This window comes from Cupriavidus pauculus, from assembly GCF_008801835.1.
Classification (GTDB): Bacteria; Pseudomonadota; Gammaproteobacteria; order Burkholderiales; family Burkholderiaceae; genus Cupriavidus; species Cupriavidus pauculus.
Map to the genome: position 1 here is coordinate 140,698 of NZ_VZOW01000005.1, position 12,786 is coordinate 153,483.

General features: G+C 65.6%; 10 protein-coding genes. 6 read left to right on the top strand and 4 right to left on the bottom strand.

The window, feature by feature from the left end:
* Nucleotides 1-210 precede the first annotated feature (210 nt).
* The 4 genes from treF to F7R19_RS08300 all read right to left on the bottom strand — a co-directional run bounded on the left by treF (nucleotide 211) and on the right by F7R19_RS08300 (nucleotide 4,556).
* Nucleotides 211-1,986 carry an alpha,alpha-trehalase TreF gene (gene treF / locus F7R19_RS08285; RefSeq protein ID WP_211922720.1) on the bottom strand — a complete coding sequence of 592 codons (1,776 nt, stop codon included), beginning with the start codon at nucleotides 1,984-1,986 and terminating at the stop codon, nucleotides 211-213.
* Nucleotides 1,973-2,740 carry an SDR family NAD(P)-dependent oxidoreductase gene (locus F7R19_RS08290; RefSeq protein ID WP_150979945.1) on the bottom strand — a complete coding sequence of 256 codons (768 nt, stop codon included), beginning with the start codon at nucleotides 2,738-2,740 and terminating at the stop codon, nucleotides 1,973-1,975. The genes treF and F7R19_RS08290 overlap by 14 nt, the downstream gene beginning before the upstream one ends.
* Nucleotides 2,741-2,993: 253 nt before the next feature.
* Complete coding sequence (locus tag F7R19_RS08295; RefSeq protein ID WP_061959973.1) at nucleotides 2,994-3,542, bottom strand: shikimate kinase; 549 nt, start codon at nucleotides 3,540-3,542, stop codon at nucleotides 2,994-2,996.
* A gap of 75 nt (nucleotides 3,543-3,617) precedes the next feature.
* A complete protein-coding gene (locus tag F7R19_RS08300; RefSeq protein WP_150979946.1) occupies nucleotides 3,618-4,556 on the bottom strand; it encodes a LysR substrate-binding domain-containing protein in 939 nt (312 codons plus the stop codon).
* Nucleotides 4,557-4,653: 97 nt separating this feature from the next.
* Between F7R19_RS08300 and pcaH the strand changes: the two genes are divergently transcribed.
* From pcaH to F7R19_RS08330, 6 genes are all read left to right on the top strand, one after another.
* Nucleotides 4,654-5,367 (top strand): protocatechuate 3,4-dioxygenase subunit beta, encoded by a 714-nt coding sequence (gene pcaH, locus F7R19_RS08305; protein ID WP_150979947.1) that lies wholly within the window; start codon nucleotides 4,654-4,656, stop codon nucleotides 5,365-5,367.
* 3 nt (nucleotides 5,368-5,370) lie between these two features.
* A complete protein-coding gene (gene pcaG, locus F7R19_RS08310; protein ID WP_150979948.1) occupies nucleotides 5,371-5,940 on the top strand; it encodes a protocatechuate 3,4-dioxygenase subunit alpha in 570 nt (189 codons plus the stop codon).
* 99 nt (nucleotides 5,941-6,039) lie between these two features.
* Nucleotides 6,040-7,428 carry a 3-carboxy-cis,cis-muconate cycloisomerase gene (locus F7R19_RS08315; protein WP_150979949.1) on the top strand — a complete coding sequence of 463 codons (1,389 nt, stop codon included), beginning with the start codon at nucleotides 6,040-6,042 and terminating at the stop codon, nucleotides 7,426-7,428.
* 12 nt (nucleotides 7,429-7,440) lie between these two features.
* Nucleotides 7,441-8,619, top strand: coding sequence for a bifunctional 3-oxoadipate enol-lactonase/4-carboxymuconolactone decarboxylase PcaDC (gene pcaDC, locus F7R19_RS08320; RefSeq protein ID WP_150979950.1), 1,179 nt, complete (start codon nucleotides 7,441-7,443; stop codon nucleotides 8,617-8,619).
* Nucleotides 8,620-8,678: 59 nt separating this feature from the next.
* Nucleotides 8,679-9,875 (top strand): 4-hydroxybenzoate 3-monooxygenase, encoded by a 1,197-nt coding sequence (gene pobA, locus F7R19_RS08325; RefSeq protein WP_150979951.1) that lies wholly within the window; start codon nucleotides 8,679-8,681, stop codon nucleotides 9,873-9,875.
* A 183-nt stretch (nucleotides 9,876-10,058) separates the two neighbouring features.
* Nucleotides 10,059-12,740, top strand: coding sequence for a tannase/feruloyl esterase family alpha/beta hydrolase (locus tag F7R19_RS08330; RefSeq protein ID WP_150979952.1), 2,682 nt, complete (start codon nucleotides 10,059-10,061; stop codon nucleotides 12,738-12,740).
* The last annotated feature ends 46 nt before the right edge of the window (nucleotides 12,741-12,786 follow it).

The following is a 12,786-nucleotide window of genomic DNA, read 5'->3' on the forward strand; positions in this document are numbered from 1 at the left end:
CGTTTCGGGTCGTGTCGATTGACCCTGCGGTAAGTTAGCAGTCGTGCGCTTGCGGCGCCAATAACTCACATGAGTTATTGCGAAAGGGCGCCTTCGGGGCAAAACCCGGACCGCTCGCTTCACGGTTCTGAACAAGGGAACACAATTCGAAAGAGCCGGCGAGAATGATCCGCCACGCCTTGTCGCGGCGTAGTCGCGTGCTCTTTCGCGCTAATCTGCGGCGCCGGACCGCGCGGCGGCGGCCCGTGCCATGGCATGTTCCGGAAATTGCGACAGTAGCGCGCTCACCACGCCGTTGGTCCATCCAAAGCCGTCCTGCAGCGGATATTCCCCGCCGCTGCCGCCCTTCGCCCCGTCCTGTCTGGGCAGTAATCGATACTTTTCCACCAGCTTGTATTCGTGCGTATAGAGGCTGGCCACCGTATTCAGCCATCGGTGGGCAATGTCGTCGGCAAGATCCGCAAATCCGTAATGGCGCAGCCCCACTATGCCGATCCAGTGCAGTGGTGCCCAGCCGTTTGGACGGTCCCATTGTTGGCCGGAATCGATCCGGGTCGTGGCGAGCCCCCCGTCCTCGATCAGCTGCGCCGCGGTGATCGACGCGACGCCACTTGCCTGCTGCGGGCTAGCCAGCCCGACAAACAGCGGCATCAGCGTGGCGGCGCACAGTTGCGTGCGCCGCGCGCCGCGATGCCAGTCGAAATCGAAAAAGGCGCCGGTCGTTTCGTCCCACATGAGCGCGTCGATCGCCACGCGGCGACGCTCCGCCGCCTCGCGATAGCGCGCTGCGTCGGCGTGGTTGCCCGCCCGGTCGGATAATGCGGCCAGCCGGCATTCAGCGTGCCACAGCAGAGCGTTGAGATCGACGGGTAGGATCGCCGTGGTGCGGATCGATGCCAGGTCGCACTTGACGTGGTTCTGCACGAATTCGGGTTCGCACCAGCGCGAACTGAAATCCCAGCCCGACTCCGCCGCCGCGCGCAAATCGCGATACACCAGGTGGGCGGGTCGCCCGCTGCGGCGTGCCGTCTCCACGTCTTCCAGATACGCCTCCTCGCGCGGATGGGCGCGGTCATCCCAATAGCGGTTCAGCAGGGCGCCGCCCGGCAGGCACACCGTGCGCCGCCAGGCGCTGCCCGGTTGCAGGTGTGCGCTGCCATCCATCCAGAAGTCGTACTCCTTGCGCAATTGCGGCAGGTAGCGCAGGGCCGTGTCGACGCCGTGGTTTTCGAACAGGTCCACCATCAGCGTGAAAACGGGCGGCTGCGAGCGGCTCAGGTAGTACGATCGCGTGCCGTTCGGCACATGGCCGTAGGTATCGAGCAGATAGGCGAAGTTATCGGCCATCGCACGCATCAGGTCGCACCGCCCGCTGGCCGACAGGCCCAGCATCGTGAAATACGAATCCCAATAGTACAGCTCGCGGAAGCGCCCGCCCGGCACCACATACGGTTGCGGCAGTGGCAGCAACGAGCATTGCGGCGGATGTTCCGTGGGCTCGCGAGTCAGCACCGGCCACAGGCCATCGATATGCTCGCGCAGCGAATTGTCAGGATTCGATACATAGTTGTCGTCCGGGATGGTTTCTCGGGCGAAATGGGCGCACACGAAGCCCTCGAGCGAGAAATCCGGCGCCTCGCGCTCTGCGCGATAGCGCGCGAGGATGGCATCGGGTTCGTACAGCGGAATGCAGTCCGGAAACGTTTTGCTGTCGCGGAACATGCCGCTGGCCTGCACCGCGACAAAGAGTTCGGCGTAGCGCTCCGCTGGGGAAAGCGCGTCTGGTACGTCATGGCCGGCCAGCGCGGCGGGTGCCGGGCAGGGCAGATGCGTGACGGATGGCGCGTGGGCGTGGCAATGCATGGGCCCGTGCGTGCTATCGGCGCGGCGAGCCGCAGCGTGCGGCGTGGCATCCGCCTGGGCCTCGGTGGTCTGGACGACTGCGTGCGGCACGCCGTTGCCGCGCGGCGCATCATTGTTCGGCATAGTTCCACAGCAATCCGCCGTCGATCACCAGCGTGGCGCCGGTGATGTAATCGGCCTCCGCGCTGGCCAGGTACGCCACCAAGCCGGCCACTTCGGCCGGGCGTCCCAGACGAGCGAGCGGTATGTCGTCGATGAGCGCCTGGAGTTGGGCGCGATCCGCCATCAGGTTGCGATTGATCGGCGTCTCGATGGCTCCGGGCGCGATGTTGTTGACGGTGATGCCAAGCGGCGCCAGTTCGATGGCCAGGTTGCGCATCATCATGCGAAGCCCGCCCTTGCTCGCGCAGTAGCTGGTGAAATGCGGGAACGGCAGTTCTTCATGGACGGAACTAATGTTGATGATCTTGCCGCCGCATTGGCGTGCCTGCAGATGCCTGACAAAAAACTGCGTGAGGAAGAACGGGCCTTTGAGATTGGTGTCGAGCACGCGGTCGTAATCGGTCTCGGTGACTTCCGTGAACGGTGCACGGATTTCAACGCCTGCGTTGTTGACCAGGATGTCGAGCCTGCCGGCCAGGCGGGAGCCCTCGTCGATCAAAGCGCCAGCCTGCGCCACGTTGCCGATATCCGCGGCCACGACAAAGGCGCGGCGGCCGGCGGCGCGCACTGCATCGGCGATCTCGTCGGCCTTGGCATCGTGGCGATGCACCGCGATCACGACGTCGGCGCCCTCTTGCGCGAGCCGCAGGGCAATTGCTTGTCCGATCCCGCCAGCGCCCCCAGTGACAAGGGCCGTCCTGTCTTGCAAACGCATGCTCGGTACTCCTGTAGCGCAGGCGGGCAGACGCGCTGCCCGCTTGCCCGAAAATCATTGCAAACCGCGGTAGCCGCCCCACGCGTCACTCTTCCACGCATGGCAAGCGGTGCGACTCGCCGAAAGGCTTTCGACAATGGGGTTTCGACCATGGCGATGGAGTGAAGATCCACGCCGAAACCCATGCCAGCAGGGTGCCATAGGCGAGTCGAAGGCGCTGTAAGACGATTCTGAAACCGCTGTCGGGTGCGGTTCAGGCGTGCGGCACCGTGTCGCTGGCGGTCAGTCCCAAGGCTGTGAGCACGTGGCCGGCCGCCTGCGCGACGCTCCCGGTGTGGGCCGGCATGATGATGTGGGCGATCTCACGGTAGATCGGATCGCGTTCGCCGAAAAGCGCCTCCAGCCGCGCGCGCGGATTGCTGGCCTGCAGCAGCGGACGGTTGCGGTTGCGCCGGGTGCGCCGCCATAGATCGGGCAGCGTGGCGTCCAGATAGATCACATGGCCGCGCGAGCGCAGCATTTCGCGGTTCTCGGGCCGCAACACCGCACCGCCTCCGGTGGCCAGCACGATGCCGCTGCGACGCGTCAATTCGTCGACCATGCGTGTTTCACGCCGCCGGAAACCGTCTTCGCCTTCCAGTTCAAAAATGGTGGCGATGCGCACGCCGCAGCGCGCCTCGATTTCGTGATCGGTGTCATAGAACGGCCGGCCGAGCATGCGTGCGACGGTCCGACCCACCGACGTCTTGCCGGCGCCCATGAAGCCGATAAAAAAGAGGTTGGTGTCCTGGTCCAGGTGCATGCGTCGCAGCGATCCGTGCCGATGCGCGCAACGGTAGCACGTCTGGTGCGTCTGCACAGGCAAAGGCATTGCTGTTCAAACAGCTGCTGCAATTTGCCGGATGGTTTCGGCGAACGCTTCGGCCACCGGTTCCAGTACGCGATCGCTGCGCCGAAGCAGGCCGATCGGTTCCTCGGTGCCCTGGGTGTCGATGCCCAACAGCGTCATTTCGCCGGCCGCCACGGCGCGCCGCGTGGCGGACATCGGCGCGGCCCACACGCCGTCGCCTTGCGCGGTCACCAGCCGGCCCAGGTAGGCATCGGCCGTTTCCAGGCAGCCGTCGGGCAGGGTCAGGCCGTGCCGCGCCAGCAGGCTTTCGGTGCTATGGCGCGGGATCGATCCGACCGCCGGTACTACCAGCGGCCACGCCAGCACGTCGGCCACGCCCAAGCGCGGCTGCTCCGCCAGCGGATGGCCGGCGCGCACGGCAAACACCAGCGGCTCGCCGGCCAGCGATTCGAACCACAGTCCTTCCATGGCAGCGGGATCGTCCATGCGGCCGATCACCACATCGAGCAAGTCGGCCTTGAGCCAGTCGATCAGCGTCCGATTCATGCCGCTCTGCACGGCCAGCCCCACGTCGGGATGAAGTGAGCGAAACCGCGTGACTGCATCCAGCAGCAGCGCCGGCACGATGCTTGGCAAGGCGCCGACGCGAATGCGCTCCTGGGTGCGCGCGTGCGCGCCGACAAGGCTGTCCGCCGCCGCATCGATGTCGCCGATAATGCGCAGCGCGTGGCGCAGGAAGCGCATGCCGGCGGCGGTAAGCGTGGTGCCGGCGCGCTGACGTACAAGCAGCCGCGCGCCCGCCAGTTCCTCAAGCTCGCTTAGCGTTTTCGACACGGCGGGCTGGGTCAGACCTAATTGCTCGCCCGCGCGCCCCAAATGCTGGGTCTGCGCCACGGCTACAAAGCAATGCAGATGTCGCAAACGAATTCGGGTGCGGAAAGCATCTGAGGAAAGCGCCGCTTGCATAAATAAAATTCATATAAATTGCAAACAAACTCAATTTACATGACTTCTTGACTTCAATACAGTCGCGTCACTCCACCACCTCACCCCGGAGACAGCGATGCCCCCACGCTCCGATCGCCCCGCGCCGTACCGCCGGCCGTACTGGAACACCCAGCCGGATTATCGTTACGACCCCTATGCATCCACGCAACTGCGCGCGCCGACTCAACCACTGATCACGCTGCCGCAGTCGTTGTCGGAAGTGACCGGTCCGACCTTCGGCCCCGAATTCGTCCGCGCAGGCGATAACGACCTGACCGTCGGCAACGGCGGCGAGCCCATCGGCGAACGCATGCTCGTCACGGGCCGCGTGCTCGACGAAAACGGCCGCCCCGTGCCGAACGCGCTGATCGAAATCTGGCAGGCCAATGCCGCAGGCCGCTACACGCACCGCCGCGATCAGCATGACGCGCCGCTCGACCCGCATTTCTCGGGCGAGGGACGCACCATCACCGATGCCGACGGCCACTATCAGTTCAAGACGATCAAGCCCGGCGCATACCCCTGGCGCAACCACCACAATGCCTGGCGGCCGCAGCACATTCATTTCTCGCTGTTCGGCAATGCATATGCCACGCGACTGGTGACGCAGATGTATTTCCCCGGCGATCCGCTGCTCGCCTATGACCCGATCTTCCAGTGCGTGCCGGACGAAAAGGCGCGCAACCGTCTGATTGCAGGTTTCGACTGGGAGACCACTTCGCCCGAGTACGCACTCGGTTACCGGTTCGATATCGTCTTGCGTGGCCGCGATGCCACGCCAATGGAGTAAGCCATGCTGTACGCCACCGCATCGCAGACCGTCGGTCCGTACCTGCATATCGGCCTGTCCGGCCTGAACTGCGCGGACCTGACCGCCGACGCGCCCGAACTGGCCGGGCAGCGCATCGTGATCGAAGGCCGCGTGCTCGATGGCCGCGGCGAACCGGTGCCCGACGGCATGGTTGAGATCTGGCAGGCCAACCCTGCCGGCCGCTATCGCCATCCCGACGATGCGCGCGATGTGCCGCTCGCGCCGGGCTTTACCGGCTTTGGCCGCGTTCCCACCGAGGCCGACGGCGCCTTCCGCTTTGTCACGGTCAAGCCGGGCGCCGTGCCCGGCATCGACGGTCGTCCGCAGGCGCCGCACATCATGGTTTCGGTGTTCATGCGCGGGCTCGTCAAGCACGTGGCCACGCGCATGTATTTTCCCGACGAGGGCGAAGCCAACAGCGCCGACGCAGTGCTGTCGCTGGTGCCGGCCGAGCGGATCGGCACACTGGTGGCGCGGTCCGACGGGCCGCAACGCTATCGTTGGGACATCGTGCTGCAGGGCGCGGCCGAGACCGTGTTTTTCGACATCTAGCGCACCAGTGTTGGCGCGTGCGGCGCCGGCTGACACCGGTGCCGCGTTTTGCATCACAATCGGCGCATACCTTGCGGTCCGCCCCCAACCGACAACGCCATGCCCACATTTTCCCGCCTGACGGATCCCATGTTCGGCAGCCCGGCCGTGCTGGAGATATTTTCCGATATCGGCACCGTGCGCCGCATGCTGGATGTCGAGGCCGCGCTGGCGCATGCCGAGGCCCAGTGCGGCGTGATTCCCGACGCTGCGGCGAGCGTGATTGCCCAGGTGTGCGCCGCGCCCGCGGTGATCGACCTCGACGCCCTGTCGCACGCCGCTGTCGCGGCCGGCAACCTTGCCATTCCGTTCGTCAAGCAGTTGACGGCCGCCGTTACCGCGCGCGATGCCGAAGCGGGGCGATACGTGCATTGGGGCGCCACCAGCCAGGACATCATCGATACCGCGCTGGTGTTGCAGACAGCCGATGCGCTGGATGCCATCGACATCGATCTTTTGCAGCTTGGCGATGCATGCGCGGCGCTTGCGGGCGCGCATCGCAATACGCCGATGGTGGCGCGCACCTGGCTGCAGCACGCGCTGCCTACCACGTTCGGCGCCAAGGCTGCCGGCTGGCTCGACGCCCTGTGCCGCGACCTACACCGCCTCGAGCGCGCCCGCCAGCAAGCGCGCGCCTTGCAATTCGGCGGCGCGGCCGGGACGCTGGCAAGCCTTGGCGACGATGCGCCGGCAGTGGCAACTTATTTCGCGCGCGCACTGAAGCTCGACCTTCCTGCGCTGCCGTGGCACGCACACCGCGACCGCCTGGTGGAAGTGGCGGCGGCGCTCGGCATGCTGACCGGCACGCTGGGCAAAATGGCGCGCGATATCTCGCTGCTGATGCAGACCGAAATCGCCGAAGCCGCCGAGCCTGCGGGCGAAGGCCGCGGTGGATCCAGCACGATGCCGCACAAACGCAATCCCGTCGGATGTGCGGCGGTGCTGAGCGCTGCCGTGCGCGTGCCGCCACTGGTGGGCACCATGTTTGCGGCGATGCCACAAGAACATGAGCGCGCGCTGGGCGGCTGGCAGGCCGAATGGGATACGCTGCCGCAGATCATCACGCTGGCGGCCGGCGCGTTGCGTCAGATGGGCGACGTGATCGGCGGCCTGCATGTCGATGCGGCGCGCATGCGCGCGAATCTGGACATCACGCACGGACTGATTCTCGGCGAAGCCGCGATGCTCGAACTGGGCCGGCGCATCGGCCGCATGCCTGCGCACCGGCTCGTGGAGGCGGCATCGCATCGCGCCATCGCACACGGCCTGACATTGCGCGATGCGCTCGCACAGCAACTGCGCGACGATCCGTCACATGCGGGTTTGCTCGACGACGCCGCACTCGACAGACTGAGCGATCCCGCGCGCTACGCGGGCCAGGCCACATCGTTTGCCGATGCGGCGGTGGCCGCCTGGCGCACCGCGCGTGCGGAACGAAAAAACGACTGACCGGAGACCACCTTGCCTTATCTCGATCACGCTGGCGCGCGGCTGTTCTATACCGTTGATGGACCCGATGACGCGCCCGTCATCATTTTCTCGAACTCGATGGGCACCGACCATACGATGTGGAAGCCGCAGGCCGACGCGCTGGTCGGACGTTTTCGCGTGGTGCGGCACGACATGCGCGGGCACGGACGTTCCACCTGCGGTGCGTCGGAAACATCGCTCGAAACGCTCGGGCGCGACGTGCTGGCCATCCTCGATGCGCTGCACATCGATCAGGCGGTTTTCTGCGGCTTGTCGATTGGCGGACTGATCGGCCAATGGCTGGCGGTGAACGCGCCCGAACGCTTTTCGAAAGTCATCGTCGCCAATACGGCGCCGAAGATCGGCACTGCGGAATCGTGGACGGCGCGTATCGATGGGGTGATGCGCGACGGCATGGGGCCACTGGTCGAAGCGTCGCTGGGCCGCTGGTTCACGGAGACATTCCGGCGCGACGCTGGCGCATCGCTCGACGATCTGCGCGCGGTGCTGCAGGGACTCGACCCGCGCGGCTATGCGCTGGGATGCAGCGCGCTGCGCGACGCGGATTTGCGCGAGGCGGTGAAGACCATCCGCATTCCGGTGCTGGTGATCGCCGGCAGCGACGACCCGTCCACGACGGCGGCCGAAGGCAAGGCGCTGGCGGACGCCATCCCCGGCGCAGCGTGCGTGGTGCTGCAGGCCGCCCATCTCTCCAATCGCGAGCAGCCTGGACGTTTCACCGCGGCCTTGCTTGATTTTGTCTATGGCCGTCTGCCGGTCACCGACGACCACGCGCGTTATGACGCTGGGTTGTCGGTGCGGCGCGAAGTCCTGGGCAGCGCGCACGTCGACCGCTCGCTACAGAAGCGCTCGCCGCTGAACGAGGAATTCCAGAATCTGATCACGCGCTATGCATGGGGCGAGATCTGGACGCGCGAAGGGCTGCCGCGCCATACCCGCAGCCTGATTACGATTGCGATGATGGTGGCGCTGAATCGGTCGGAAGAACTGAAACTGCATTTGCGTGCGGCGGCCAACAATGGCGTCACGCGCGACGAGATCAAGGAAGTGCTGCTGCAAACGGCAATCTATTGCGGCGTGCCGGCGGCCAATTCGGCGTTCCACCTGGCTGAGGAGGTGTTCGCCGACGCAGGGCGCGCGCACGGCTGAAGGCGCAGCGTTCGCCGCTGGGCCGATGGCCCGATCACAAGAAAAACAGGAGACGCGACATGACCCTCGATGGGTCCCCGATCCACCAAGCTACGCGCGTCGCGATCGTCGGCGCCGGCCCGGCGGGATTGTTGCTGGGCCAGTTGTTGACCGTGGCCGGCATCGACAATATCGCGATCGAACAGCACAGCGCCGAACATGTGCTGAGCCGCATCCGCGCCGGCATTCTGGAATGCGTCACCGTCGACGCGCTGCGACGCGCGGGGGTGGACGCCAGACTGCGCGAGGAAGGGCTCGTACACCACGGCATCGAGCTGTCGTTCGGCGGTGTGCGTCATCGCATCGACTTTCATGCGCTGATTGGCCGTGACGTCACCGTCTATGGGCAAACCGAGGTGACGCGGGATCTGATGCAGGCGCGCGCGGCTGCGGACGCGCAAACGATCTACGAAGCCGACGCGGTTTCATTGCACGATTTCGATGGCGATCGTCCGCGCGTGCGCTATCGCAAGCAAGGCGTCACGCACGAAGTGGTGTGCGATTTCATCGCCGGATGCGACGGGTTTCACGGTGTCAGCCGCGCCAGCGTGCCGGATGGGGCAAAGCGCATATTCGAACGCATGTATCCGTTTGGCTGGCTCGGCATTCTGTCGGAGACGCCGCCTGTCGCAGACGAACTGATCTATGCAAGCCATGCGCGCGGTTTTGCCCTCTGCAGCATGCGTTCCCGCACGCGGAGCCGCTATTACGTGCAGGTGCCTTCCGCCGAAAAAGCAGCGGACTGGTCCGATGCCCGCTTCTGGGATGAACTGCGGCGTCGCCTGGATCCCCAGGCTGCCCAGTCGCTGGTGACCGGGCCCAGCATCGAAAAGAGCATCGCGCCGCTGCGCAGTTTTGTCTGCGAGCCAATGCGGTTCGGCAGATTGTTCCTGGCTGGCGACGCCGCGCACATCGTGCCGCCGACCGGCGCCAAGGGCCTGAATTTGGCGGTCAGCGACGTGCTGTATCTGGCCGATGGCCTGATCGCCCACTACCTGCATCACGATGCGCATGAACTCGACGCGTACACGCAGAAATGCCTGCATCGCGTCTGGGCGGCGGAACGCTTTTCATGGTGGATGACGTCGTTGCTGCATCGTTTTCCCGAGGCCGACGCTTTCGCGCAGCGGATTCAGCAGGCGGAGCTCGACTATCTCGTGCATTCGCACGCCGCGTGCGTATCGCTGGCGGAAAACTACACAGGGCTGCCGCGCTAGCGCCCATCGAAATGCTTGGCGACGCGCGAATGCCTCGGCGCGCTGCCGTAACGCCGCGCCGTATCCATATGTTCCATATATGGATATATCGCCAGGCATATATTTTACGGACCGATAAGCCGGTGCTACCGTCTCGCTCCAGCCATCCGGCACAAGTACCGGAGGCATTGGAGGAGACGAGACATGACATCCGAATTCAATGGCTGGCAACGCGCCAGCCTGCTTGGCGTGGCCGGCGCGGCGGCGCTGCTGATGGCGGCTTGCGGGGGCAGCGATGACGCCGCCAGCGCGGGCAATACCGGTGGCGCGGGACAGACGCCGCCGGGCGCGCCCGGAGACGGGGCGCCGGCGCCGCCGGCCCTGAGCGCGCTCGAGGCGTGTACTGCGCTGAACGGCACAGCGGTGCCGGCCTCGAGCCTGGCGCTGGCATCGGGCGGTGCCTCCGTGACCGCCGCAACGCTGATCGCAGCGGACGCCCCTGGCAATACGCTTGGCGAATACTGCCAGGTGCGCGGCGCGATTGCGCCGGTCGACGGATCGGCGCCGAATATCAACTTTGCCGTGAACTTGCCTACGCAGTGGAATGGCAAAGGCATCCAGTTTGGCGGCGGCGGGTTCGACGGCACCTTGATCGACGGAACAGAGACCGTGCGCTTTGCCTTGCCCGGTGACCCCGCACCGCTGGCGCGCGGTTACGCGACTTGGGGCGACGATTCCGGGCACCAGAGCGCCAGCATTACCGATGGGCGCTTTGCCACCAATGATGAAGCGCTCGCCAACTACGGCGGCGATACGCTCAAGAAAACCCACGACGTAGCCATTGCGCTGATTTCGCAGCGTTATGGCAAGGCGCCTTCGCACGCCTATTTCCTTGGCACGTCGACGGGCGGGCGCGATGCGCTCAGCTACGTGCAGCGCTGGCCGAAGGATTACGCCGGCGTGATTGCCAACGAACCCGCGCTCAACTACACCGGCACGCGTCTTTCCAACGTCGCCGTGGGCCGCGCGCTGTACCTGAATGGCGGCGCGGGCTGGCTCAATATCAACAAGACGCTGCTGGTGCAGAAGGCAGCCATGGATGCGTGCGACACGCTCGATGGCGCGGCCGACAAGGTCGTCAGCAACGTCGAGGGGTGTCGCGTGGGGGCGATGCAGGTGCTTGCCAGCCTGCGCTGCGCCAATGGTACGGATACGGGCGACACGTGCCTGTCCGATGCGCAGATCAACACGGTCAAGACGATCGAACAGCCGCTGCAACTGAACTATGCGCTGGCCAACGGCGTGACCGTGGCGGGCGGATACAACCTGCTGGAAGGCGCACTGGTGGCTGGCCCATTCACCACGCGCGACCTCGGCACGCGCGCAGTGCCCGGTAATCCGGCCACCACCGCCGACGCCAACATGTATGTCACGGGCGACCAGTGGGTGAAGTTCTTCGTCACGCGCAACGCCACCTTCGACACCCTGACGTTTGACCCCGCCAGCCCCGGTAGCTGGACGTCGCGCGTGCAAACGGTATCCGCGCTGACAGATGCCACCAATTCCGACATCTCCGCATTCCTGAACAACGGCGGCCGCCTGATCATGCTGCACGGCCTGGCCGATGAAGTGATCAGCCCGAATTCCACCATTGCGTGGTACAAGGCCGTGGTCGCGAGCGTGGGTCAGGCGGCGGTGGACCGGGGCATCCGTTTTTATACGGTGCCAGGCATGGGTCACGGCACCGGCAGCTTCCTGCCCGCGTGGAATTCGCTTACCGCGCTGGAAAACTGGGTGGAGCAGGGTGTGGCGCCCGGCACGCGCGAGGTGATGGATACCAATGCCGGCACCTACGGCCGCACACGCCCCTTGTGCCAGTATCCTGCGTGGCCAAAGTACAAGGGCACCGGCAGCATGGATGCCGCGGTGAACTACACCTGCGAAGGGGCGTCGGGCATCGTGCAGTCGTGCCTGAACATGCCGTCGGTCGCCACCACTTGGAAGGGCGGCAATACGAGCGGCGAGGAGCTGTCGGTGCGCATCGATCCGGCCACGCTCAAGTACACCGTGACCATCGACGCCAGCCTGCAGCGCGCGCCTGCCACGGTGGCGAGCGGACAGCTTGTCTCGCAGGGCGGCTGCACCTATGGCAGCGATGAGAACGGCGCGCAATTCACGCTGACCGGCGGCGGCGTGCTGGCCGGCGGAGTGAGACCGCTGTCCGGTGGCGGCTTCCTGCCGCTGGTGGCGTTCCAGAACGTCTCGTCGGACTACAAGGCCGTGGCCGATATCTATAACGTCAATGGCATCCAGACCGCCGTGGCGGACGGATCGGTGAGCGTGCGAACCGGATCCGCGCGCCTGCGTTCTTCTGCGGCAACGTGGCAGACGTGCGCGGCCAGTGCGGGCGGCGGCTTCATCCTGTACGACGCCGCGTGTACGAACACCACCAAGGGCTATATCGTGTGGAACGCCACGCGTAACGCATTCGACTACTACGTTGGCGGAACGATAGCGGCCGGCGACGGCGTGTTGAGCGGATCGCTGATCAGCGGCATGGTCAACGGCAAGCCGGTGCCCGTGATCCTCACGCGCTCGGCATCGGCGTACGGCATGAACATCTATGCGCCGCAATCGACGACCGGCCTGGCAGTGGGGACGGCCGACGGCGCGTATCGCGTGCAGGCCACCGATGGGGCGCAGATCAACGCGGACCTGAACGGGACGAGTATCGTGCGTGACGGGGTGGCCGGCACGCTTGCCTACAACAATCCGGTGGCAGGCGTGATCGGCGCCTCGGGTGGGGTAACGGCGTCATACCTCTATAACAGCGGCCTGCTGATCGGCACGTCCGCTGGCAAGTTGGAGATCGGACTGCTGCACTGAGCACAGCGTCTACCGGCCGATGCGCCGCTGTCGCGTTTCTTGTGCG